The 22,543-nt window shown below is 73.2% G+C and carries 17 protein-coding genes; 7 read left to right on the forward strand and 10 right to left on the reverse strand.

Annotated elements, in window-relative coordinates; translation table 11 throughout:
* Positions 1 to 63: 63 nt before the first annotated feature.
* A complete protein-coding gene (locus tag FHX74_RS04995; RefSeq protein ID WP_182559036.1) occupies positions 64 to 1,779 on the reverse strand; it encodes a bifunctional 3'-5' exonuclease/DNA polymerase in 1,716 nt (571 codons plus the stop codon).
* 140 nt (positions 1,780 to 1,919) lie between these two features.
* On the opposite strand from FHX74_RS04995, the gene FHX74_RS05000 reads away from it, so the two are divergent.
* The 3 genes from FHX74_RS05000 (at position 1,920) to FHX74_RS05010 (ending at position 7,141) form a co-directional block, all read left to right on the forward strand.
* Positions 1,920 to 4,025, forward strand: a complete 2,106-nt coding sequence (locus tag FHX74_RS05000; protein ID WP_182559037.1) for a glycosyltransferase family 39 protein — start codon at positions 1,920 to 1,922, stop codon at positions 4,023 to 4,025.
* 28 nt (positions 4,026 to 4,053) lie between these two features.
* Positions 4,054 to 5,448 carry a bifunctional glycosyltransferase family 2/GtrA family protein gene (locus FHX74_RS05005; protein WP_328823643.1) on the forward strand — a complete coding sequence of 465 codons (1,395 nt, stop codon included), beginning with the start codon at positions 4,054 to 4,056 and terminating at the stop codon, positions 5,446 to 5,448.
* An 88-nt stretch (positions 5,449 to 5,536) separates the two neighbouring features.
* Positions 5,537 to 7,141, forward strand: coding sequence for a xylulokinase (locus tag FHX74_RS05010; protein WP_182559038.1), 1,605 nt, complete (start codon positions 5,537 to 5,539; stop codon positions 7,139 to 7,141).
* Between the two features lie 22 nt (positions 7,142 to 7,163).
* Here the strand turns inward: FHX74_RS05010 and FHX74_RS05015 are convergent, their stop codons facing one another.
* From FHX74_RS05015 to FHX74_RS05035, 5 genes are all read right to left on the reverse strand, one after another.
* Positions 7,164 to 8,387 carry a PQQ-dependent sugar dehydrogenase gene (locus tag FHX74_RS05015; RefSeq protein WP_182559039.1) on the reverse strand — a complete coding sequence of 408 codons (1,224 nt, stop codon included), beginning with the start codon at positions 8,385 to 8,387 and terminating at the stop codon, positions 7,164 to 7,166.
* Positions 8,388 to 8,503: 116 nt separating this feature from the next.
* Complete coding sequence (locus FHX74_RS05020) at positions 8,504 to 9,445, reverse strand: ABC transporter substrate-binding protein (RefSeq protein WP_182559040.1); 942 nt, start codon at positions 9,443 to 9,445, stop codon at positions 8,504 to 8,506.
* 133 nt (positions 9,446 to 9,578) lie between these two features.
* Entirely contained in the window at positions 9,579 to 10,271 is a 693-nt protein-coding gene (locus FHX74_RS05025; protein WP_182559041.1) for an ABC transporter permease, read from the reverse strand.
* Positions 10,268 to 10,924, reverse strand: coding sequence for an ABC transporter permease (locus FHX74_RS05030; protein WP_182559042.1), 657 nt, complete (start codon positions 10,922 to 10,924; stop codon positions 10,268 to 10,270). The genes FHX74_RS05025 and FHX74_RS05030 overlap by 4 nt, the downstream gene beginning before the upstream one ends.
* The gene (locus FHX74_RS05035; protein WP_328823644.1) at positions 10,921 to 12,588 is read right to left on the reverse strand and encodes an ATP-binding cassette domain-containing protein; all 1,668 of its coding nucleotides are present in this window, start codon (positions 12,586 to 12,588) and stop codon (positions 10,921 to 10,923) included. Before FHX74_RS05035 ends, FHX74_RS05030 begins: the two co-directional genes overlap by 4 nt.
* A gap of 356 nt (positions 12,589 to 12,944) precedes the next feature.
* Between FHX74_RS05035 and FHX74_RS05040 the strand changes: the two genes are divergently transcribed.
* From FHX74_RS05040 to FHX74_RS05055, 4 genes are all read left to right on the forward strand, one after another.
* The gene (locus FHX74_RS05040) at positions 12,945 to 15,215 is read left to right on the forward strand and encodes a heterodisulfide reductase-related iron-sulfur binding cluster (protein ID WP_182559043.1); all 2,271 of its coding nucleotides are present in this window, start codon (positions 12,945 to 12,947) and stop codon (positions 15,213 to 15,215) included.
* A gap of 72 nt (positions 15,216 to 15,287) precedes the next feature.
* On the forward strand, positions 15,288 to 16,196 hold the full coding sequence (locus FHX74_RS05045) for an LLM class flavin-dependent oxidoreductase (RefSeq protein WP_182559044.1): 909 nt from the start codon (positions 15,288 to 15,290) through the stop codon (positions 16,194 to 16,196).
* A 91-nt stretch (positions 16,197 to 16,287) separates the two neighbouring features.
* Entirely contained in the window at positions 16,288 to 16,983 is a 696-nt protein-coding gene (locus FHX74_RS05050) for a hypothetical protein (protein ID WP_182559045.1), read from the forward strand.
* On the forward strand, positions 16,980 to 17,744 hold the full coding sequence (locus FHX74_RS05055; protein WP_182559046.1) for a DUF4097 family beta strand repeat-containing protein: 765 nt from the start codon (positions 16,980 to 16,982) through the stop codon (positions 17,742 to 17,744). The genes FHX74_RS05050 and FHX74_RS05055 overlap by 4 nt, the downstream gene beginning before the upstream one ends.
* 361 nt (positions 17,745 to 18,105) lie before the next feature.
* Here FHX74_RS05055 and dcd read toward each other — a convergent pair whose 3' ends face one another.
* The 4 genes from dcd to FHX74_RS05075 all read right to left on the reverse strand — a co-directional run bounded on the left by dcd (position 18,106) and on the right by FHX74_RS05075 (position 22,527).
* Complete coding sequence (gene dcd / locus FHX74_RS05060) at positions 18,106 to 18,681, reverse strand: dCTP deaminase (RefSeq protein ID WP_182559047.1); 576 nt, start codon at positions 18,679 to 18,681, stop codon at positions 18,106 to 18,108.
* 62 nt (positions 18,682 to 18,743) lie between these two features.
* Positions 18,744 to 20,255 (reverse strand): RDD family protein, encoded by a 1,512-nt coding sequence (locus FHX74_RS05065; RefSeq protein ID WP_182559048.1) that lies wholly within the window; start codon positions 20,253 to 20,255, stop codon positions 18,744 to 18,746.
* On the reverse strand, positions 20,252 to 21,532 hold the full coding sequence (locus FHX74_RS21000) for an FHA domain-containing protein (protein ID WP_220483556.1): 1,281 nt from the start codon (positions 21,530 to 21,532) through the stop codon (positions 20,252 to 20,254). Before FHX74_RS21000 ends, FHX74_RS05065 begins: the two co-directional genes overlap by 4 nt.
* Positions 21,529 to 22,527 (reverse strand): PP2C family protein-serine/threonine phosphatase, encoded by a 999-nt coding sequence (locus FHX74_RS05075; RefSeq protein WP_182559049.1) that lies wholly within the window; start codon positions 22,525 to 22,527, stop codon positions 21,529 to 21,531. The genes FHX74_RS21000 and FHX74_RS05075 overlap by 4 nt, the downstream gene beginning before the upstream one ends.
* Between the last annotated feature and the right edge of the window lie 16 nt (positions 22,528 to 22,543).

The raw sequence follows: 22,543 nt of genomic DNA on the forward strand, positions 1-22,543 counted from the left end.
CGGGAGACGTCGGCTGAGGAGATTCTTGGCCAACCCTTCGGCGTGTCCGAGCCGGCGTCGGGCTCAGGCGGCCTCGTCGTAGGACTCGACCGTCCGGACGTCGAGGGCGAACTCGACCGGCCGGGAGCCGAAGAGCATCCGCCCGGCCTGCGCGGCCGCGTCGGCGATCGCCACCTCCACCTGCGCGGCCAGCCCGGCCGGGGTGTGCACCAGCACCTCGTCGTGCAGGAAGTAGACGAGGTGCGGCCGGCCCAGTCCCGGCCCCGGTCCCTCGGTCCCGAGCTCGCGCAGGGCGGTCCGCAACGCGCCCATCCAGCACAGCGCCCACTCCGCCGCCGTCCCCTGGACCACGAAGTTGCGGGTGAACCGCCCCCAGTCCCGGGACTGGCGGCGGCTGCGCTGGGCGTCCGCGACATCCGCCTCGCCCTCCACCAGCCGGCGGTGCAGCTCGCGCCAGCTCTCCGGGGCCTCGGGCGAGCAGCGCCCCAGCCAGGTGCTGACCCGTCGGTAGGCCTCGCCGTCGCGGGCCGCCTGCTCGACCAGCCCGATCGCCTCCGGGTAGGCGCGGGTCAACCGCGGCATCAGCTGTCCGGAGGTCCCGCTGGTCGCGCCGTACAGCGCGCCGAGCATCGCCACCTTGGCCTGCGACCGCTCGGCGACCACGCCCTGCCCGACCAGGGCGGCGTACAGGTCGGCCCCCTGCGCGGCGGCCGCCATCGCCCGGTCCCCCGCCATCGCCGCCAGCACCCGCGGCTCGAGCTGCGCGGCGTCGGCCACCACCAGCCGCCAGCCGGGGTCGGCACGGACCGCGCCGCGGATCTGCTTGGGCAGCTGGAGCGCGCCGCCGCCGCGGGTGGCCCAGCGCCCGGTGACCACGCCGCCGGGCAGGTACTCCGGCCGCAGCCGGCCGTCGACCACCCAGCTGTCCATCCAGGCCCAACCGTTCGCGGCGAGCAGCCGGGAGAGCTTCTTGTACTCCAGCAGCGCCGGGATCACCGGGTGGTCGAGCTGCTCGAGCTCGTGCTGGCGGGTGCTGCCGGCCTCGAGCCCGGCCCGGCGGAGCGCCGGGAGCAGCTCGGTCGGTGAATCGGGGTTGAGCGTGGGGGCGTCGAGTGCGGCGCGGATCCGGTCCGCCAGGGTCTCGAGCACGACCGGACGCCCGCCGAACCGCGGGCGCGGGCCGAGCAGCCGGGTCAGCGTCGCGTCGTGCGTCCCGACGTCCCAGGGCAGCCCGTCGTGGCGGAGCTCGGCGGCGATCAGCGCCCCGACCGACTCGGCCGCGACCAGCAGCCGCAGCCGCGCGGCCCGCGAGGAAGTCTCCACCGCACGCCACTGTCGCCCGAACTCGGCGACCACCGCAGACAGGTCGGGTTCGTCGCGGCCCGCCACCGTCCCCTCGAGCTCCTCCAGCGCGTCGAGCAGGTCGGGCTCACCCGGCTCGGTCGGCGCGGCCACCGCGAACGGGTCGGGGGCCGCGGGATCGCCGCCGTCCGGCGCAGCCGGCGCGAGCTCGGCGTGCAGGTTGTCGGTGAGGATCGCCCGGACCAGCCGCAGGTCGTGGCAGCGCCGGACCCGGACGCCGGCGTCGAGCAGCACCGGATAGACCCGTGCGGTGTCGGCCCACACCCAGCGCAGGCCGTCGGGCTGACCGCGCTCGCGCTCGGCCACCCAGGCCGGCAACCGGTCCGGGCTGACGGTGTGCTCGGCGATGGGACGGCCTCCGGCGTCGAGCTCGGCCAGTCGCACCGAGGGCCCGTCGCGGGCCAGGGCGATCAGCATGGCCGGAGCGTACGGCCGCCTCCCGACAGCCGCCGCCGCGAGCGGGCCGCTGAGCCCGCGCTCAGCCGTCTCGGTGCTTCACAGCAGCCTGATAGCCGTGCCCGACGGGGGCCACAGCGCCCGGGCCGAGGGTCGGGGTCATGAGCTTCGCCACCCTCGACCAGCACCCGGTCCGGGACTCGCACGCCCCCACCGACCGCGGCACCGCCCAGCCCTCCGACGACCGGGCGCAGCGTCCCGGCGACCGCTCCGACGGTCCGGGTCCGGAGGCGGCGGAGACCGAGCGCCGCCGCTACGCCCGACGGGCCTCGGTCGCCGCCCTGCTGGTCGGCACCGGCGTCCTTTACCTGTGGGACCTGGCGGCCTCCGGCTGGGCGAACGCCTTCTACGCCGCCGCCGCGCAGGCCGGGTCGCAGAGCTGGAAGGCGTTCCTGTTCGGCTCGCTCGACGCCTCGAACGCGATCACCGTCGACAAGCCGCCGGCCTCGCTGTGGCTGATGGCGCTGTCGATCCGGCTGTTCGGGCTGAGCTCCTGGAGCCTGCTCGTCCCGCAGGCGCTGTGCGGGGTGGCCACCGTCGCCGTCCTCTACGCCGCCGTCCGGCGGACCAGCGGACACCGGGCCGGGCTGGCCGCCGGCGTCGCGCTCGCGCTCACTCCGGTGGCCGCGCTGATGTTCCGCTTCGACAACCCGGACGCGCTGCTGGTGCTGCTGGTCACCGCCGCCTGCGCGGTCACCCTCCGCGCCGCCGAGCGTGCGTCGAAGGGGTGGCTGGCGCTGGCCGGGGTGCTGATCGGGTTCGCCTTCCTGACCAAGATGCTGCAGGCGTTCCTGGTGCTCCCGGTGCTGGTGCTGGTCTATCTGCTGGTCGCCCCCACGACGCTGCGCCGCCGGCTCGGTCACCTGCTGCTGGCCTTCGCGACCATGATCGTCTCGCTCGGCTGGTGGGTGGCCATCGTCGAGCTGGTGCCGGCGTCGATGCGGCCCTACGTGGGCGGCTCGACCGACGACTCGGTGCTCGAGCTGGTCTTCGGCTACAACGGCCTCGGCCGGATCCTCGGTCAGAGCCACGGCGGCACCGGTGCGCCCGGAGGGGCGATGGCCGGCGGCTTTCCCGGTGGCGGTGGGTTCGGCGGCTTCGGCGGTCAGACCGGGATCACCCGGCTGTTCACCGGGGTCTCGGGCGGCATGATCAGCTGGCTGCTGCCGGCCGCGCTGCTGCTGGCCGTCGTCGCGGTGGTGCTCCGCGGCCGCGCCCCCCGCACGGACCGGTCGCGCGCGACCGTCCTGCTCTGGGCCGGGGCGATGCTCCTCACCGGTCTGGTCTTCTCGTTCATGGCCGGGATCTACCACGACTACTACACGATCGCGCTGGCGCCGCTGGTCGCCGCCACCCTGGCCACCGCCGGCACCCAGGTCTGGGCCGAGCGGCACCGCCGGGGCCCGCGGATCGCCCTGGCCGCGGCGTCGGCCGTCACTGCGGTCTGGGGCTTCGTCCTGCTCGGCCAGGCCACCGGGCAGCCGTACGCGACCCTCCGCTGGCTGGTGCTGGTCGTCGGGATCGCGGCGGCCTTCGGGCTGCTCGTCGCCGACCGGCTGCCACGGGTGCTGGCCGGGACGGCGCTGACGCTGGCCCTCGCCTCCGGGCTGACCGGCCCGGCCGCGTACACCGTGCAGACCGTCGGGACGCCGCACGAGGGCTCGATCCCCACCGCGGGACCGGTGACCGAGCGTGGGGGGTTCGGCGCCGGCGCCCGCTTCGGCGGCCGGTTCGGTGATCGCTTCGGTGACCGGTTCGGTGATCGCATCCCGGGGCAGGGCGGTCTCGGGGGCACGGCGCCGAACGGCGGCACCACCGGCCGGACGGGCGCGGGGGCCGGTGGCTTCGGCGATCAGAACGCCTCGGTGGGGAGCTCGCTGCTGGCCCTGCTGCGGTCGTCCGGCAGCTACACCTGGGCCGCGGCCACGACCGGTTCGACGAGTGCGGCCCGCTACCAGCTGGCCGGCGGGCTGCCGGTGATGGCGATCGGCGGGTTCAGCGGCAGCGACCCCGCGCCGACCTTGGCGCAGTTCCAGGCCGACGTCGCCGCCGGACGGATCCACTACTACCTGAGCGGCGGCGAGGGCGACCGGATGGGCGGCCGCGACAGCAGCTCCGAGGCCGCGCAGATCGCCGCCTGGGTCGCCCAGCACTACACCGCGCGCACCGTCGACGGCGTCACCGTCTACGACCTGACCGCCGGCTGACCCACCCCGGACAGCGAGCGGACCAGCCGTGACCAGCCCCGAGCCCGACCCGCCCGCGGACCGGCGAGCCGACGCCGCACCGCCGAGCACCCCGACCACCGCTCAGACCCACGAGAACAGGACCCTGATGACCGTCATCACCACGGAGCCCGGACCGGGCTCCCGCTCCGCCGCCGGGACGGCCTCGCTGACCGTCGTGGACCACCACCCGCACCAGGCCGTCGTCGTCGACCTGGTCGTCCCGGTCTACAACGAAGAGGTCGACCTCGGGCCGTCGGTGACCCGGCTGCGCGGGTTCCTCGACGCCGGCTTCCCGTTCCCGACCCGGGTGACCATCGCCGACAACGCCAGCACCGACGGCACCTGGCGGCTGGCCTGCACGCTGGCGCGCGAGCTCGAGGGGGTGCGCGCGGTCCGGCTCGAGCAGAAGGGCCGCGGGCGGGCGCTCAAGGCGGCCTGGTCGCTGAGCGACGCGGAGGTGGTCGCCTACCTGGACGTCGACCTCTCGACCGACCTGTCCGCGCTGCTCCCGCTGGTGGCGCCGCTGATCTCCGGGCACTCCGACCTGGCCATCGGCACCCGGCTGTCGCGCACCAGCCGGGTGGTGCGCGGACCGAAGCGCGAGTTCATCTCGCGGAGCTACAACCTGTTGCTGCACGGGGCGTTGGCGGTGTCGTTCAGCGACGCCCAGTGCGGGTTCAAGGCGGTCCGTCGGGTGGTGGCCACCGAGCTGCTGCCGCTGGTCGAGGACGACAACTGGTTCTTCGACACCGAGCTGCTGGTGCTGGCGCAACGGGCCGGGCTGCGGATCCACGAGGTGCCGGTCGACTGGGTCGACGATCCGGACAGCCGGGTGGACATCGTCCGGACCGCGACCGAGGACCTGCGCGGGATCGCCCGGATGGCCCGCGGGCTGTTCACCGGCAGCATCCCGGTCGAGCGGGTGGCCGCGGAGCTGGCCCCGCGCCGGGTCGGCGGGACGGCCCGGGACGCCGACCTGCCGTCCCCGGTGGCCGGCGTGCCGGGCGGCCTGCTCGGCCAGCTGCTCCGGTTCGGGGTGATCGGGGTGCTGAGCACGCTGGCCTACTTCGTGATCTACCTCGGGCTGCGCGACCACACCGGGGCGCAGGCGGCCAACCTGGTCGCGCTGCTGGTGACCGCGGTGGCCAACACCGCCGCCAACCGCCGGATGACCTTCGGCGTGACCGGGTCGCGCGGGGTGCTGCGGCACCACGCCGGCGGGCTGATCGCCTTCGGGATCGGGCTGGCGCTGACCAGCGGCTCGCTGTGGGCGGTGCACCATCTGGTCGCCGCGCCGAGCCGGACGCTCGAGGTCGCCGTGCTGGTGGTGGCCAACGCCGCCGCCACGGTGATCCGGTTCCTCGCCCTGCGCCAGCTGATGGCCCACCGCCGCAGCCGCTGACCGTGGGCCGGCGGCGCCGAGCGGCCTGCCACAATCGTTCGCGACCAGCGACGGGGCGGCCGGCACCCCGCGCGGAAGGGTGGAGGACGTGGCGGACACGACGCGCGAGCAGACGGCACAGCTGATCGAGCAGGGCGAGGCGGTGCTCGGCCTCGAGCTCGGCTCGACCCGGATCAAGGCGGTGCTGATCGGCCCGGACCACCAGCCGCTGGCCTCGGGCAGCCACAGCTGGGAGAACCAGCTGGTCGACGACCTGTGGACCTACGCGATCGACGACGTCTGGTCGGGGCTCCAGGACTGCTACGCCGCGCTGGCCGCCGACGTCCGCGAGCAGTACGGGGTCGAGCTGACCAGGCTCCGGGCGCTGGGCGTCTCGGCCATGATGCACGGCTACCTGGCCCTCGACGCCGACGGTGAGCTGCTGGTCCCGTTCCGCACCTGGCGCAACACCCACACCGGCGCGGCGGTGGAGGCGCTGAGCGAGGCGTTCGCGGTCAACATCCCGCACCGCTGGAGCGTCGCGCACCTCTTCCAGGCGATCCTCGACGAGGAGGACCACGTGAGCAGGGTGGCGCAGCTGACCACGCTGGCCGGCTACGTCCACTGGAAGCTGACCGGACGCCGGGTGCTCGGCGTCGGCGACGCCAGCGGGATGTTCCCGATCGACAGCGAGGCCCGCGACTACGACGCCGGGCTGCTCGAGCGCTTCGACGCGATGGCCGCCGAGCGCGGAGCCGCGCTGCACCTGGCCGAGCTGCTGCCCGAGGTGCTGGTCGCCGGGGCCGAGGCCGGCACCCTCACCGCCGACGGCGCGGCCCTGCTCGACCCGGACGGCCGGCTCGCCGAGGCCGTCCCGCTCTGCCCGCCCGAGGGCGACGCCGGGACCGGGATGGTGGCCACCAACTCGGTCGCCGTGCGCACCGGCAACGTCAGCGCCGGGACCAGCATCTTCGCCATGGTGGTGCTCGAGGGTCCGCTGTCCCGGCCGCACCACGAGCTCGACCTGGTCACCACCCCGGCCGGCGACCCGGTGGCGATGGTGCACTGCAACAACGGGGCCAGCGAGCTCAACGCCTGGGTCGGGTTGTTCGCCGAGTTCGCGGCCGCCGTCGACCTCGACCTCGACCGGGCGGCGGTGTTCCGGGCGCTGTTCGGTGCGGCGCTGGACGGCGCAGCCGACGGCGGCGGGCTGATGGCCTTCAACTACCTGGCCGGCGAACCGATCACCGGGCTCGACCAGGGGCGGCCGCTGTTCTTCCGCCGACCCGACAGCGACTTCAGCCTGGCCACCTTCTTCCGGACCCAGCTGTACGCCGCGTTCGGCACCCTGCGGATCGGCATGGACGTGCTGCACGAGGAGGGCGTCCGGCTCGACCGGATGTTCGCCCACGGCGGCATCTTCACCACCAAGGGGGTCGCGCAACGCTTCCTGGCCGCGGCCGTCGAGACCCCGGTCGCCGTGGGCGACGTTGCCGCCGAGGGTGGTGCCTGGGGCATCGCCGTGCTCGCCGCCTACCTCAGCCGGGCCGCGGACGGCGCCAGCCTGCAGGAGTTCCTCGACCGCGACGTCTTCGCCGACGTCGAGCTGAGCGTGCTCGACCCGCAGCCGGACGACGTCGACGGCTTCGCCGCGTTCATGGAGCGCTACCGCGAGGCCGTCCCGGTGGTGGCCGCGGCCGCCCAGCACTCCTGACGACAGCCGGTCGCGGACCCGGTCAGCGCGGCGTGATCTTGCCGATCACGTCGTTCGAGCCGTCGGAGGTGGTGAAGTAGAGGGCGCCGTCCGGGCCGAGCTGGACGGTGCGGATCCGGTGCCGGCCCTTGAGGGCTGTGATGATCTTGACGGTGCTGGCCGAGCCGGAGCTGTTGATCTTCATGATCCGGATCTGCTCGTCCTTGAGGACGCCGACCACCAGGGCGCCGTTCCAGCTCTTCCACCGGCTGCCACTGAGGAAGGTCGCGCCGCAGGTGGCGATGGTCGGGTCGCCCGAGCGCCAGGCCGCCCGGATCGCCTTCGGGTACTTCCGGGTGTCGGTCATCGGCACGCTCTCGTTGTAGGTGCCGGGCAGCGGGTTGTAGCCGTAGTTGCCGCCCTGGACCACTCGGTTGACCTCGTCGTCGCGGTAGGTGCCCTGCTCGACCGACCACAGGTCGTTGGTGCCGGGCCGCAGCGCCAGGCCCTGGACGTTGCGGTGCCCGTAGTTCCAGACGTAGCGGGCGTTCCCGCCCCGGGAGTAGAACGGGTTGCTCGGCGGGATCGAGCCGTCCCGGCGGATCCGTAGGATCTTCCCGCCGAGCGACTGCAGGTTCTGCGGGTTGCGCCCCTCGGCGGCGTCCCCGGTGCCGACGTAGAGCATGTCGTACTTGCTGAACCGGAGCCGGCAGCCGGAGTGCCGGCCGCTGCTGATCGGCAGTCCCTTGATCATCGTCTTGCTCAGGGTGGCGTGGGTGTCGCTGTCGAGCTTCCACCGCAGCACCCGGACGTCGAGCGGCCGGCCACGGCTGTCGGCGACGGCCTGGCAGCTGTAGAACCACCGGGTGCTGGAGAACTTCGGGTCGGCGACCAGGCCGAGCATCCCGGCCTCGCTGCCGACGAAGAGCCGCGGCCCCTTGGCCAGGGTGATCCGCTTGGGCTTGGCGCTGCCGCGCTTGCCGTAGAGCCCGCCGCCGCGCAGGTCGTACATCATCATGGAGCCGGCCCAGGTGAGGTCCCAGGGCAGCCGCAGACCGGAGACCACCGTGCCGACGGTGTACGACGGCGCCGCGGCCGTCCGGGCCGCCGCCGGTGCCGACGGGGCAGCCGGAGCCGCGGTGGCGCTGGGGGTCGAGCCCAACAGGGCATCGGAGACGACGAGCGCGAGCGTCGCCGTTCCGGTCAGCAGGGTGCGAGCCGACCGCGACCGGGACGACCGGCGCGTCGAGGGTGTGGAGGCGACCATCGGTGGACCTTTCCAGGTGTCCCCCGACGCTGGCAGATGTCCGTCACCCTACGTCGCGCCGGCCGCCCGTGCGCCGGTGTGCGGAGATCCGCCCACCGACGCCCGGAGCGCTCGGGTCAGACCAGCTGCTTGCTCTGCAGCCACGCCTTGGCGACGTCGGCCGGGTCCTGCCGGTCGCTGTCGACCTTCTTGTTGAGCGCGAGCAGGTCGTCGGTGGTGAGCGCCTTCTGCACCGCGTTGAGCGCCGCCGTCGCGGTCGAGTTCGACGCCACCGCGCTGCTCACCAGCGGGATCACCTGCTGGGGCAGGATCAGCGTCTTCGGGTCGGCGAGCTTGACCAGGTTGTTGTCGGCGATCGCGCTCTCGGTGGTGAAGAAGTCGGCGATGTCGACCTTGCCGTCCTGCAGGTCCTTCACCTTGACCGCGGTCGAGGAGTAGGCCTTGAAGCTGGCGGTGGTCGCCCCGTAGACCGACTTGAGCCCGGGAGGCCCGTAGTCGCGCTGCTGGAGCTCCGGCGGTCCGCCGACCGACAGGTTCTGCACCTTGCTCAGGTCGGCCAGCGAAGTGACGCCGTTCTTCTGCGACCACTCCTGGGTGCAGCAGTAGACGTCCTGGTCGACGGCCTGCGAGGCGTCGAGCACCTTGAGCGAGCCGATCGCCTTCGGCAGCGCGGCGATGACCTCCTCGGAGGTCTTGGCCGTCGCGTTCTTGTCGAAGTAGAGCAGCAGGTTGCCGGTGTACTCGGGGAAGGCCGAGACCGACCCGTCCTGCAGCGCCTTGATGTAGACCTCACGCGAGTTGAGGTTGGCCTTGACGGACGACTGGACGCCCTTGGCCACCAGCGCCTGCGAGTAGATCTGCCCCAGGATGGCCGACTCGGTGAAGTTGCCCGAGCCCACCACGATGCTGCCCGCAGCCGCGGAACCGCTGCTGCCACCGGCCGGCGAGGCCGAACCGCCCGCGAGCGGGTCGGAGTTGCTGCCGCCACAGGCGCCCAGGGTGAGCGCACCGGCACCGGCGGCCATCACCCCGAGGAACCGTCGTCGGTCGAAGTTCATGTCGTTCTCCTCGTTCTGGCGGCATTCCCTACCGCGAGGCTAGGTTATCGGTCTGGATCGGGCGTCTGGACACGGTCTCTGCTTGCCGTGCCCCGGCTCTGGACGGAAGGAGTCGGGCGGACCCGCTCGTGGCTCAGGCCGCGGCCGACACCTCGACCGCCACCCTGCGGTCGGAGGTCGGTCGCGCGCGGCGGCGGAGCCCGGCGACCACGGCGCCGAGCAGGATGTCGAGCACGATCGCCAGCAGCGCGACGAGCAGCGCGCCGGCGAACATCTGCGGGTAGTCCTGACTGGCCAGACCGTCGACGATGAAGCGGCCGAGCCCGCCCGCGCTGGCGTAGGCGGCGACGGTCGCAGTGGCCACCACCTGCAGGGTGGCACTGCGGACGCCGGAGAGGACCAGCGGGAGCGCCAGCGGCCACTCCACCTTGCTGATCACCTGTCCGGGCGTCATGCCGAGCGCACGGGCGGCGTGCACCGCGTTGCTGTCCGCCCCCGCGACGCCCGCCGCGGTGGCGGTCAGGATCGGGGGCAGCGCCAGCACCGCCAGCACGATCAGCACCGGGACGGCCCCGGAGCTCAGCAGCAGCACCATCAGGATCACGAACCCGAGGGTCGGGATCGCCCGGGCCGCGTTGGTGAAGCCGATGATCACGAAGTTCCCGCGACCGGTGTGCCCGACCAGGATGCCGAGCGGGATGCCGATCACCGCGGCGATCGCCACCGAGACCACGGTGTAGAAGAGGTGCTCGCCGAGCCGGTACGGGATCGCGCCGCTGGCGGTGGTCCAGTTCTGCGCGTTCTCGAGGAAGCTGAAGAGGTTCACGCGGTCCGCACCCCCTTCGACCAGGGCAGCAGCCCGCGTTGCAGCAGCAGGATGACCGCGTCGGCCACCAGCGCGAGGACCACCACCAGCACGATGCCGGTCAGCACCGGCGTGTAGAAGGCCGAGTTGAACCCGTAGGTCAGCAGGTCGCCCAGCGCGCCCAGGCCGATCAGCGCGCCGACGGTGACCAGCGAGATCGTCGAGACCGTGACCACCCGCAGACCGGCGAAGATCACCGGCATGGCCAGCGGGAGCTCGACCCGCAGCAACCGCCGGGTCGAGCCGTAGCCGAGCGCGGTGGCGGACTGCTTGACCTCGGCCGGCACCGAACGGAGACCGTCGACCACGCTGCGGACCAGCAGCGCGAGCGCGTAGACCGCCAGGGCGGCGACCACGTTGACCGGGTCGAGGATCTTGGTGCCGAGGATCGACGGCATCGCGACGAACAGCGCCAGCGAGGGGATCGCGTAGATGATGCCCCAGACGGCGAGGATCGCGTTGGCCAGCGGACCGCACCGGCTGACCAGGTACCCGATCGGGATGGCCAGCACCAGACCGATGAGCACCGGGAGCACCGAGAGGACGACGTGCAGTCCGAGCAGCCGGAGGATCATCCCGGTGTTGCGGGCCAGCCAGTCCCAGTCAGGGCTCATCGGATGCCCTCGCCGTGCTCAGGTTCGCGGGCGCGGCCCTCCGGGGCCGTCGGCTCCTCGACCGGAGCGCGGATCAGGGTCGGCTCGCCCTGTTCCCCCGGGTCGGCCTCCTCGTCCGGGGCCGGCTGCTCCGCGGGCGCAGCCCGGTCGGCGTGCTCGGGATCGTGCCGCTCGCCGCCGGCGGGTTCGGTGGTCGGATCGGGCACGTGCTCGACCTGGTCGGACTGGGTCTCGCCCAGCCCACGCCGTTCCTCGGCCTGTTCCTCCGGAGGCAGCACCGCACCGTCGGGCTGGTCGTCGCTCACAGCGTCTCCTCCGTGATCGGTCGTCGACGTCCCCTGGTCGACGTCATGGTCGACGCCACGGTCGACGTCCGGGTCAGCACTCGAATCGACACCCGGGTCGACGGCCGGCTCGGTCGACTCAGCGGTCGGTCCGGACCCGTCGGCCCTCTCGTCGGTGGCCAGGCCCTCCTGGTCACCGAACCCGAGCGCCGCGAGCCCGCCCGCGGCCGTCGCCCCGCTCGCCCCCTGCTCGTCGGCCCCGCCGGCCTGGCTGCCGTCGGGGCCACTCTGCTGCCGGTCCGAGATCTGCTCGGCGATGTCGGCCCGACCCTGGGTGATCTGGCTGAGGATGTCGGACGCGGAGACGACACCGAGGTAGCGCCCGCCGCTCTCGTGGCTCACTGCGACGGCCAGCCCGACCGGCGAGGTCAGCGCCGAGTCCAGGGCCGCCCGCAGGGTGTCGGCCTCGGGGTCGAAGGTGGCGCCCAGCCCGAGCACCTGCCCGGGGCGACGGTGGTCGAGCCAGCCGATCGGCCGGGCGTCGCCGTCCACCACCAGCACCGGCTCGTCCCCGGCGGCGCCGTCGGTGTCGCGCACCACCCGGACGCGGTCGAGGTGCAGGCTCGCCGCCGACTCGAACGACAGGGCCCGGTAACCGCGGTCGCGACCGATGAAGCCCTCGACGAAGCCGTCGGCGGGCTCGTCGAGCAGCTGCTGCGGGGTGCCGAACTGGGCGAGCTTGCCGCCGACCCGCAGGATCGCGACCTGGTCGCCGAGCTTGATCGCCTCGTCGATGTCGTGGGTGATCATCACGATGGTCTTGCTCAGCTCACCCTGCAGACCGAGCAGCAGCTCGTGCAGGTCGGCGCGCACGACCGGGTCGACCGCCGAGAACGGCTCGTCCATCAGCAGCACGATCGGGTCCGCCGCGAGCGCGCGGGCCACCCCGACCCGTTGCTGCTGGCCGCCCGAGAGCTGCGCCGGGAACCGGTGGTAGAGCTTGGGGTCCAGGCCGACGGCGTTCAGCAGCTCGAGGGCCCGCTTGCGCGACTTGTTCCGGTCCCAGCCGAGCAGCCCGGGCACCGTCGTCACGTTGTCGATCACCGTCCGGTGCGGGAACAGCCCACCGTTCTGGATCACGTAGCCCATCTGCCGACGCAGCGTGGTCTTGCGCTGCGACTTCATCGGCTTGCCGTCCCAGAGCACCCGACCACGCGACGGTTCGAGCATCCGGTTGACCATCCGCAGCGTGGTGGTCTTGCCGCAACCCGACGGGCCGACGATCACGGTCACCTTGTCCGAGGGGATCTGGAGACTCAGGTCCTCGACGGCGGTGGTGCCGTCCCGGTAGGTCTTGCTGACTGACTCGAACTCGATCACGCCCAACCTCGCAAGCGTCCGCTGTCTTCGGAACCCGGCCGGTCGTGGTCGACCCGCCCCGTTGGCACTGCGCGCCGGTCGGCACGTCGTGCGTTCGACCCTAGCCAATCCCTCAGACAAATGTCCGACCGCTCACGGCGTGGCCCTGCGCACGGGCCGCCCGGGCATGCGGGCGACCGGCAGGGGCCGACGGCCGTCGGTGGTGGCCGCCGGTGGTTACCCACGAGTAACATCGAGCCGTCCGGCCGGCCGGCTGCGGTGTCGTCCCCGACATCGGCCCGGGTGTCAGGGGTCCCGGGCAGACTGTGGCCGAGCGGAGACCGACACCGGTGTCCGCGGATGTGGAGGGACAGCCCGTGCAGGTCGTCGCCGTCGTGATCGCGTTGGCCGTCTCCGTGGTCGGCGTCGCGCTGTTCGCGCGCGCCGCCGCCTCGATCGTCGGTGTGGTCCGGCTCGGCCGACCGGCGCCGGGACGTTCCGACCGCCCCGCGGACCGGTGGAAGCACCTGCTCGCCGAGACCATCGGACACACCCGGATGCTCCAGTGGAACGCCGTCGGCGCCGCCCACTGGTTCGTGTTCGTCGCCTTCGGTGCCCTGTTCCTCACCCTGATCACCGCCTACGGCCAGCTGTTCGACCCGGCCTTCGCACTGCCGGTGATCGGGCACTGGGTGGTCTACGAGTGGGCCGCCGAGCTGATCGCCTGGCTCGGGCTGGCCTCGATCCTCTTCCTGATGGTGCTGCGGCTCCGGCAACGCGGACGCGGGCGCTCCTCCCGGTTCCTCGGCTCGACCCAGTGGCAGGCCGTCTACGTCGAGCTCACCATCCTCGGCATCGTGCTCTGCGTGCTCGCGCTGCGGGCGATGGAGTACCAGCTGCTGGGGTCGGCGACCAGCCGCTGGCACTTCCCGTTCACGAACTTCCTGCTGCCGCAGGGGATCAGCATCGCCTCGCTGCAGACCGGCATCGTCCTGGTCGCCGCGCTCAAGATCGTCATCTCGATGGCCTGGTTCGTCGTGCTCGGCCTGCACACCACGATGGGCGTCGCCTGGCACCGGTTCACGGTCTGGCCGAACATCTGGTTCAAGCGCGAGGCGTCCGGTCGGCCGGCCCTCGGTGCGCTCCCGCCGATCCTGGTCGAGGGCAAGCCGCTGGACTTCGAGCAGCTCGAGGACCTCGACCTCGAGGCCACCCCGCTCGGCGTGGGCAAGGTCGAGGACTTCAGCTGGAAGGGACTGCTCGACTTCACCTCGTGCACCGAGTGCGGGCGCTGCCAGAGCCAGTGCCCGGCCTGGAACACCGAGAAGCCGCTCTCGCCGAAGCTGCTGATCACCTCGCTGCGGGACCACGCCTACGCCAAGGCGCCCTGGCTGCAGGCGGCCGAGGAGGCCCGAGCGGGCCTGCCCGACGAGGTCCGACGCGAGGCCGAGCGGCCGCTGGTCGGGGCCACGGCCGGCGGGTACGGCGCCGGCCCGGCCGCGCTGCTCGACACCCGCGCGCCGTCGCCGGCCGAGGTCGCGCACGCCGGCCCGATCGCCGTCACCGACGGGGCGGTCGGGGTGATCGACCCCGACGTCCTCTGGTCGTGCACCAGCTGCGGCGCGTGCGTCCAGCAGTGCCCGGTCGACATCGAGCACGTCGACCACATCATGGAGCTGCGTCGGCACCAGGTGCTGCTCGCCGAGGAGTTCCCGAAGGAGCTCACCGGGCTGTTCAAGGGGCTGGAGAGCAAGGGCAACCCGTGGAACATGAGCCCGCGCAAGCGGATGGACTGGGCCAAGGGTCTGCCCTTCGACGTCCCGGTGGTGGGCGAGGACGTCGAGGACCTGACCGGGGTGGACTACCTCTTCTGGGTCGGCTGCGCCGGCGCGTTCGAGGACCGCGCGGTCAAGGTCACCCAGGCCGTCGCCGAGCTGCTGCACACCGCGGGCGTCACCTACGCGGTGCTCGGCAACGGCGAGACCTGCACCGGCGACCCGGCCCGACGGGCCGGGAACGAGTTCGTCTTCCAGCAGCTGGCGATGGAGAACGCGGCCACGCTCACCGAGGCGCGGGCGACCAAGATCGTGACCAGCTGTGCGCACTGCCTCAACAGCCTCCGGAACGAGTACCCGCAGCTGGGCGTCACCGTCGAGGTCGTCCACCACACCCAGCTGCTCAACCGATTGGTCCGCGAGGGCCGGCTGACCCCGGTGGCCCCGCCGGAGGGTTCCGTCGCCGGGCGCACCATCACCTACCACGACCCGTGCTACCTGGGCCGTCACAACGAGGTCTACGACCCCCCGCGCGACCTGCTCGGCGCCCTGCCCGGCAGCACCGTCACCGAGCTGCCACGCAACCGGCAGCGGTCGTTCTGCTGCGGCGCGGGCGGAGCCCGGATGTGGATGGAGGAGAACCTCGGCACCCGGATCAACCTCAACCGCACCGACGAGGCGCTCGAGACGTTGCGTCCGGCCGGCGACGGCCCGGCGGCGATCGCCACCGGTTGCCCGTTCTGCCGGGTCATGCTCTCCGACGGGGTGACCGCACGGCAGGCCGACGGCGGCGCGCCGGCGTCGGTCGAGGTGCTCGACGTCTCGCAGCTGCTGCTCGAGTCGGTGCGCCGCGGCTCCACGCCGACCGCCTGAACCGGTCACCGAGCGCGGGGCGGCGGTTGACCGGGCGGTGACACTGTCGGTGGCACCGGGCAGGATCGGGCCATGACGACGCCACCGCCCGACACCACGACCCAGACCCCGGCGGTGCCCGGCCGCCCGAAGCTGGGGGTCTGCTTCGTCCCCACCATGGCGCCCACCCAGCTGGTCCCGCTGGCCCGCGCGGTCGAGGAAGCCGAACTCGACGACCTGTGGGTCTGGGAGGACTGCTTCAAGGAGAGCGGGGTCGCCTCGGCCGGGATCGCCCTGGCCAGCACCGAGCGGATCACCGTCGGGATCGGCCTGCTGCCCACCCCGCTGCGCAACGTCGCGCTGACCGCGATGGAGTTCGCCACCCTGGAGGGGGCGTTCCCCGGTCGGCTGATCGCGGGCATCGGCCACGGCGTCCAGGACTGGATGGCCCAGGTCGGCGCCCGCGCCGCCTCCCCGTTGACGCTGCTCGAGGAGTACGCGACCGCGCTCCGCGCCCTGCTCGGCGGTGAGACCGTCACCACGAGCGGCCGGTACGTCACCCTCGACGGGGTCGCGCTCGACTGGCCGCCGTCGCCGCCTCCGCCGCTGATGATCGGCGGCCAGGGGCCGCGGGCGATGGCTCAGGCCGGGCGTCTCGGCGACGGCTTGCTGCTCGCCGCCGACCTCAGCTACGACCAGGTCCGCGAGGCGTGCGACATCGCCCACCGCGAGGGCGGCGCCGACCGCCCCGTGGTCAGCAGCCTGATCGTCGCCACCGGCGCCGGCGCCGAGCAGCGGGCCGAGGACGAGGTGCGGCGGTGGTTCAACGAGCCGGCACCCGGTCGGTCGGCGGCTGGTGACGCCGACACCGTCGCCACGACCGTCCGCACCCTGCACGGCTTCGGGGTGACCCGGGTGGTCTTCCAGCCGACCCAGGACGAGCCTGACCTTCCCGGCCTGGTCCGGTTCCTCGGCCAGGAGGTGGCACCGCTACTCGGCTGAGCACTGCGTGGCGTCGCTCTGACGTCATGAATCTGCGAGTGTGACGTCACAGGCTCTTGTCATGACGTCATCGTGATGTCACAGTAGTGCCATGCAGCTCTCCACTTATGTCGACGCGGTTCACGACGGCGTCACCAGCGCGGCCAGCCTGGCCGATGACCACACCCGACAGATCGCCGGTCGCCTGGCCGACGCGGTCGATTCCTCCACCCGGCTGGCGCTGATCCGAGCGCTCTCCGACGCCGCCGCCGAGATCAGCACCGAACTGGCCCCCGGGTCCGTTCAGGTCCGGGTCACCGACGGCGAACCCACGTTCGTCGTCGACCAGCCGCGCGAGCGCGCCGAGGCGACCATCCTCACCGCCCCCGCCGCCCCGCAGGGCGAGGCCGACGACGACCAGTCCGAGCCCGAGAGCGACGCCGACGAACCGACCGCGCGGATCAGCCTGCGGCTGCCGGTCTCGGTCAAGGAGAAGGTCGACCGGGCCGCCGACGAGGCCGGGGTGTCGACGAACACCTGGCTCACCCAGGCGGTGCTGAGCCACCTGGCCATGACGAAGGGGCAGGCCGCCTGGACCCGCGGGCTCGGTCAGGTCGCACAGCTGGCCGAGGCCGGCGGGGTGTTCGGCCGGCACGGCGTCTTCGGCCCGCACGGGCCCTTCGGGGAGGCCGGCCCGCACCGCGGCCCGCGTCCCCCGAAGCCCCCGAAGCCGCCGAAGCCCGGCCGCTTCCCCGGTGAGGACGGTCCGCACAGCGACGGCGGCCGGGTCCAGGGGTGGGTCCGATGAGCCTGGATCTCGACTACGCCGGGATCCGGCACCTGGTCATCGACCGGTTCGGGGCGGGCGCGGTGACCGTGCTGCCCGGCAGCGACGACGTGGTCCGCGGCACCCTCGACTCCACCGACGACACTCTGCTGTCCGAGACCGAGATCCGGCCGGTCCACGACCAGCTGCGGATCGTCCTGCCGCGGAGTTGGGGGCGGACCGCCGAGGCGTTCCTCGAACTGCACGTCCCCGACGGGCTGGAGTACACGGTGACCACCGGCTCGGCGGACGTCCGGATCGAGCCGTCCGCCGCGCGGGTCCGGCTGACCACCGGGTCCGGCGACCTCGGGGTCGGTCAGGTCGACGAGCTGACCTGCACCAGCGGGTCGGGCGACATCGTCGTCGGCCACCTCCGCGGCCGGGAAGCCCGGCTGACCACCGGGTCGGGCGACATCGTGGTCGAGCAGGCGGACTTCCAGGTGCAGGCCAAGTCGGCGTCCGGCGACATCCGGGTCGACACGCTCAGCGGCGGCCTGACCGCGAACACTGCGTCCGGCGACATCACGGTGCCGTCGACCACCGGTTCGGTGGACCTGCGCAGCGCCTCGGGCGACCTGACCGTCGGGGTCGCCGACGGGCTGCCGGTCTGGCTCGACCTGAGCGCAGTCTCCGGGAGCATCGACATCGGCCTGGACGCCGACGCCGGTCCCGAGGCCGGCGACGCCTACCTCACCGTCCGGGCCCGGACGGCCAGCGGCGACATCACCGTCCACCGCGCCTGAGGCCCGGCACGCTCGACCCGCGAGTCCCGGCCGGCGTCCCCGCCCCGCCTCGGCCAGCCCGAATCCGACCTCGCACCCCTCCGGACCACGTCGCACCACGTCTACACGGTGCGAGGTGACCCGGAGGGGTGCGACGTCGTGCAGGCAAGGGCCCCGGGAACACGTCGCATGACGGCCCCACCGGTGCGAGGTGGGCCGGAAGGGGTGCGACGTCGTGCAGGAGAGGGCCGCGGAGCACGTCGCACCACGCCCTCCACGGTGCGAGGTGGACCGGAGGGGTGCGACGTCGGCAAGAGAGAGCCCGTGGGAGCAGGAGCCGCGCCGGTGAGGGGACCCGAAGGTCTACGAGCCGAACGCTCGGTCAGATCCGGGTGCGGTGGAAGTTGAGCGCCGACCGGCTCGGCGTCGGACCGCGCTGACCCTGGTAGCGCGAGCCGTACCCGGTCGACCCGTAGGGCTGCTCGGTCGCTGACGACAGCCGGAAGAAGCAGAACTGGCCGATCTTCATCCCCGGCCAGAGCTTGATCGGCAGCGTGGCCACGTTGGAGAACTCCAACGTCACGTGCCCCGAGAAGCCGGGGTCGATGAAGCCGGCGGTCGAGTGGGTCAGCAGTCCGAGCCGGCCCAGCGACGACTTGCCCTCGAGCCGGGCGGCCACCTGGTCACCCAGGGTGATGACCTCGTAGGTCGACCCGAGCACGAACTCGCCGGGATGCAGGATGAACGGGTCGTCGCCCTCCGGCTCGACCAACCGGGTCAGCTCAGGCTGCTCCTCGGCCGGGTCGATGTGCGGATAGCGGTGGTTCTCGAAGACCCGGAAGAAGCGGTCGAGCCGGATGTCGATGCTGGCCGGCTGCACCATGTCGGGGGCGTACGGGTCGAGGGCGATCTGCCCCGACTCGATCCCGGCGCGGATGTCCCGGTCCGAAAGCAGCATGAGCAGACCTTAGTGGGACGCGACCCGTCGCCCGCGGTCGTCCAGGGCCGGGTCGGTCGCGCTCAGCCGTCGGCGCGGACGGTGATCCGGTGGTCGCCGAAGGCGATCACGTCGCCGGGCGCCAGCCGCCGGCGGACCTCGGGCGTCAGCAGGTGATAGCTGCCGTCGGCGGTGGTGACCGCCGACCCGTTGGTCGACTCGCGGTCCACGACGTAGCTCCCGGTCGCGTCGACGACGATCGCCAGATGGAGCTTGGACACGGTCCGGGCCTGGTCGCGCACCTTGACCACCACGGCATCCGCCTCGTCCGGCCCGGGCTGCGGGTTGCGGCCGAGCAGGGTCAGCGGGCTCGGCTCGAGCGGACGATCGTCGTCGAGCACCAACCGCAGCGGGCCGGTGGGGGTCGTCTCCCGCTCGTCCGGCACGGCGGCGACCGGCCCCGGAGTGACCGGCTCCTCCTCCGGCGAGGAGCGGACGTCGTCGGGTGCGGGGGCGCCGACGACCGCAGCGGGTTCTGCGGGAGGCGCAAGAAGCTCGTCGGCGGCAGGGTCCGGTGCCTCGTCCGCCGGACGCTCGTCCTCGTCCGCACCTGGCCCCTCGGCCGGTCCGGCGTCTGCCGGGACCTCGAGATCGCCCGGCTCCTGCTCGCCCGGCTCCTGCTCGACCCGGTAGGGTTCCGAGACGTCGGGCTCCGCCGGTCCGGTCGGCCCCGGCACCACGGCCGGCACCGGCGTTTCCGCCGCGGCGTCCTGCTCCTCGGGTGCGTGCTCGTCCGTGGTTGATGCCGGTCCGGGCTGGTCGACCACCTCGGCGTCACGATCGAACGCGTCCGGCTCGGACCGGGTCGCGTCCGAGTCGGGCGCACTTCCGCCCCGGCCCTGGGCGGTGCCGGACTCTGCCGACTCCCCCGTGGGCACCGCCGGCTCCGGACGGTCGACGTCGTCCTCGGTGAGCAGGACGCCGGTGGTGGTCACGGAGCGTGGTTCGTCCTCGACCGCGGGGTGCACGGCGGTCGGAGCCGGGCTGTCCGGCTCGGGCGCTGCCTCGCGCTCAGGCTCGTCCCCCGGTTCACCCGCCGCCTGGGGCGCGGTCGCCGTGCGGCCGTGCGGCCGCCGCGGAGCGAGCGCGCGCCGGACGATCACCACCGAGCCGGCCACCAGGTCGTGCCAGCCCTGACGCCGACGCTGCTGGACCAGCTGGAAGACCATGATCAGCAGTCCGACCACGGTGACGGTCAGTCCGAGCAGCACCAGGCTGCGGAGCAGGAACCGGCCGAAGGTCAGGGGGCGTCCGTTGCGCAGCGCCACCACCTGCAGCCCGAGCACCAGCATCCCGGGTCCCGCAGCCCGGCTGGTGAACAACGACGCGCAGACCAGCCACCACGCCACCGACAGCGCGCCGGCCACCAACCAGACCAGCGGCGAACCGACCACCAGCGCCACCACCAGCAGCACGACGGGCAGCGCGAGGTCGATGCCGAAGGCAGCAGCCCGGCGGCCGAGGTCACCGAGCAGCACCCCCGGGGGAAGTCCGACCGCGGCGCCGCCGCGGGCCTGCGCCACCGGGACGCTCACCGGTCTGCGCCGCCGTCCAGAGCCTCGGTCGGCGCGGGCTCGACCACGATCGTCACGCCGTCGCCGAGATCGATCACCGCACCCGGGTCGAGCGGCTCCGGCGCACTCGGCTCCAGGGTCAGCCGGCGGCCGTCGGCGGTGGTGACCAGCGTCCCGTTGGTCGAGTTCATGTCGGTGACCAGCACCTGGCCGTCACCCGGGGCGACCTGGAGGTGGGTGCGGCTGATGTCGTGGCTGGGGCTCGGCACGGTCAGCAGCCGCGGCAGCTGACCGCCGGACACCCGGTTCGCCGACGGCGCCCGGCCGATCAGCACCGGCCGGTCGACCTCGACCTGGCCGCCGCTCGACGGGCGGAGCACCGCGACGACCCGGCGGGGTGCCGGAGTGGGCGGGAGCATCGGGCCACCCGGCAGGTTCGGTGCGAGCAGGGTGTGACCGTGCTCGTCGTCGTCCTCAGCGGTGGGCGCGGGATAGGCCGCGGTCGGCACCGCCAGCGGACCGGGCGCTGCGGGAGCGCCGGGCAGCGACGGGGCGATGATCGTGTGCCCCTCCTCCGCCAGCCGGTCCTCGGACGACGGCTCGGCGGACGACGGATCGGCGGACGAGGGCTCCTCGGCGGGCGGCAGGGCAGCAGTCGGCAGCGCGGCGGTCCGTGCGCTCGGGTCGGTCTCCGGCGCGACGCTCGCACCCACCGCCTGGTCGGCGCTGGTCCGCACCGGCACCGGTTCGGGGTGGGGCTCCGCCGGCGCGGCCTCCGCGACGGCGCCCTGCCGGGTGCCGACCTGGCGCTGGGGGCCGGTCTCGACGATCACCTCCGAGACGGCCGCGGCTCCGATCAGCAAGGGCAGCTCGAGCGCGGGGTCGGCCGTGGGGCCGGCCCCGGTGGTGATCCGCACCCGGGTGCTGCTGCGCAGCGACGCCTCGGTCCAGGTCTGCACCCCGGCGCCGTCGAGCAGGACGTCGCCGGTGTCGGCGTCGACCAACCGGATCGCCCCGCGGGCCAGCGACCGCACTCCGTCCGGACCCCAGAACAGCGCGGCGAAGCTCGGCATCCCCTCCAGCCGGAAGGCCGCCATCCGCGCGAGCAGGTCCTCGATCCCCTCGGCGGCGAGCACGTCCTCCCAGATCGTGCCGATCAGCTCGGACCACTGCGCCGAAGCCGGCTGCAGCAGCACGGCGGCCGACGGGCCGGCCAGGGCCAGCCAGTCGCCGCCGGTGTAGGTCAGCCGCCAGCGACTCCGCCAGCCCTCGTTCGCGGACGCGTCGGTGCTGCTCACGCTCCGCCTCCTCTCGCCGTGCTCGTCAGCGGCCGCTCCCGACCGGCCCCGTCCCGGTCGATCCGCACGGTGTGCTCGTCACGCTCGTCCCGATGATCATCCTCGCCCGCACCCGCGCTGAGGTGATCACCACCCTCATGATCAGCACTCTCATGATCAGCACCGTCGTGATCACCGGTCCGGTGATCACCGTCGCGGCGCTCGTGATCGTTCCACCCCGGCCCGTGGCCGTCGTGATCATGCTGCCGGTCACTTCCATCGGTCGCCCGCTGTTCGGCGAGCACGTCCACCACCACCACCGAGACGTTGTCGCGGGCCCCGTCCCGCAACGCCGCGGCGAGCAGGAGATCGGCCACCGCCGTCGGCGGACCGGCGGTGGCGCTGATCGCCTCGAGCTCGTCCGGCGCGGTGTCCCCGAAGAGCCCGTCGGAGCAGATCACCAGCCGGTCACCGGGCACCATCGGCAGCACCCAGAAGTCGGGGACACAGCCGTCGTCCGATCCGACCGCCCGGGTGACCACGTGGCGTTCGGGATGGGTCAGGGCGCGCTCGGCGGTGATCAGGCCCGCGTCGACCAGCTCCTGCACGTGCGAGTGATCGACACTGATCTGCCGCAGGGTGCCCTCGCCGGCACCCCGCTGGTAGATCCGGCTGTCGCCGACGTTGAACACCACCCAGTACGAGCTCGGTCCGTCCTCGATCGCCACCGCGCCCACCGCGGTGGTGCAGGCCCCGAAGGGACGCCCCTGGTGCAGCGAGCGCACCCGCTGGTGCGCGGTCTCGAGGGTCGCCGCGACGTCGTCCGGATCGATCCGGTCGTGCTGCGCGAGGGCGGTGAACTCCTCGACCACGATGGCGCTCGCGACCTCGCCGGCCTCGTTGCCCCCGATGCCGTCCGCGACCACGAACACCGGCGGCAGCGCCAGGATGCTGTCCTCGTTGATCGCGCGCACGCTCCCGCGATCGGTCACGGCGCCGTAGGCGAGGGCATGCACGGGGCGAGGATAGTCG

Origin of the sequence: Microlunatus kandeliicorticis (assembly GCF_014137855.1) — a bacterium.
Classification (GTDB): domain Bacteria; phylum Actinomycetota; class Actinomycetes; order Propionibacteriales; family Propionibacteriaceae; genus Microlunatus; species Microlunatus kandeliicorticis.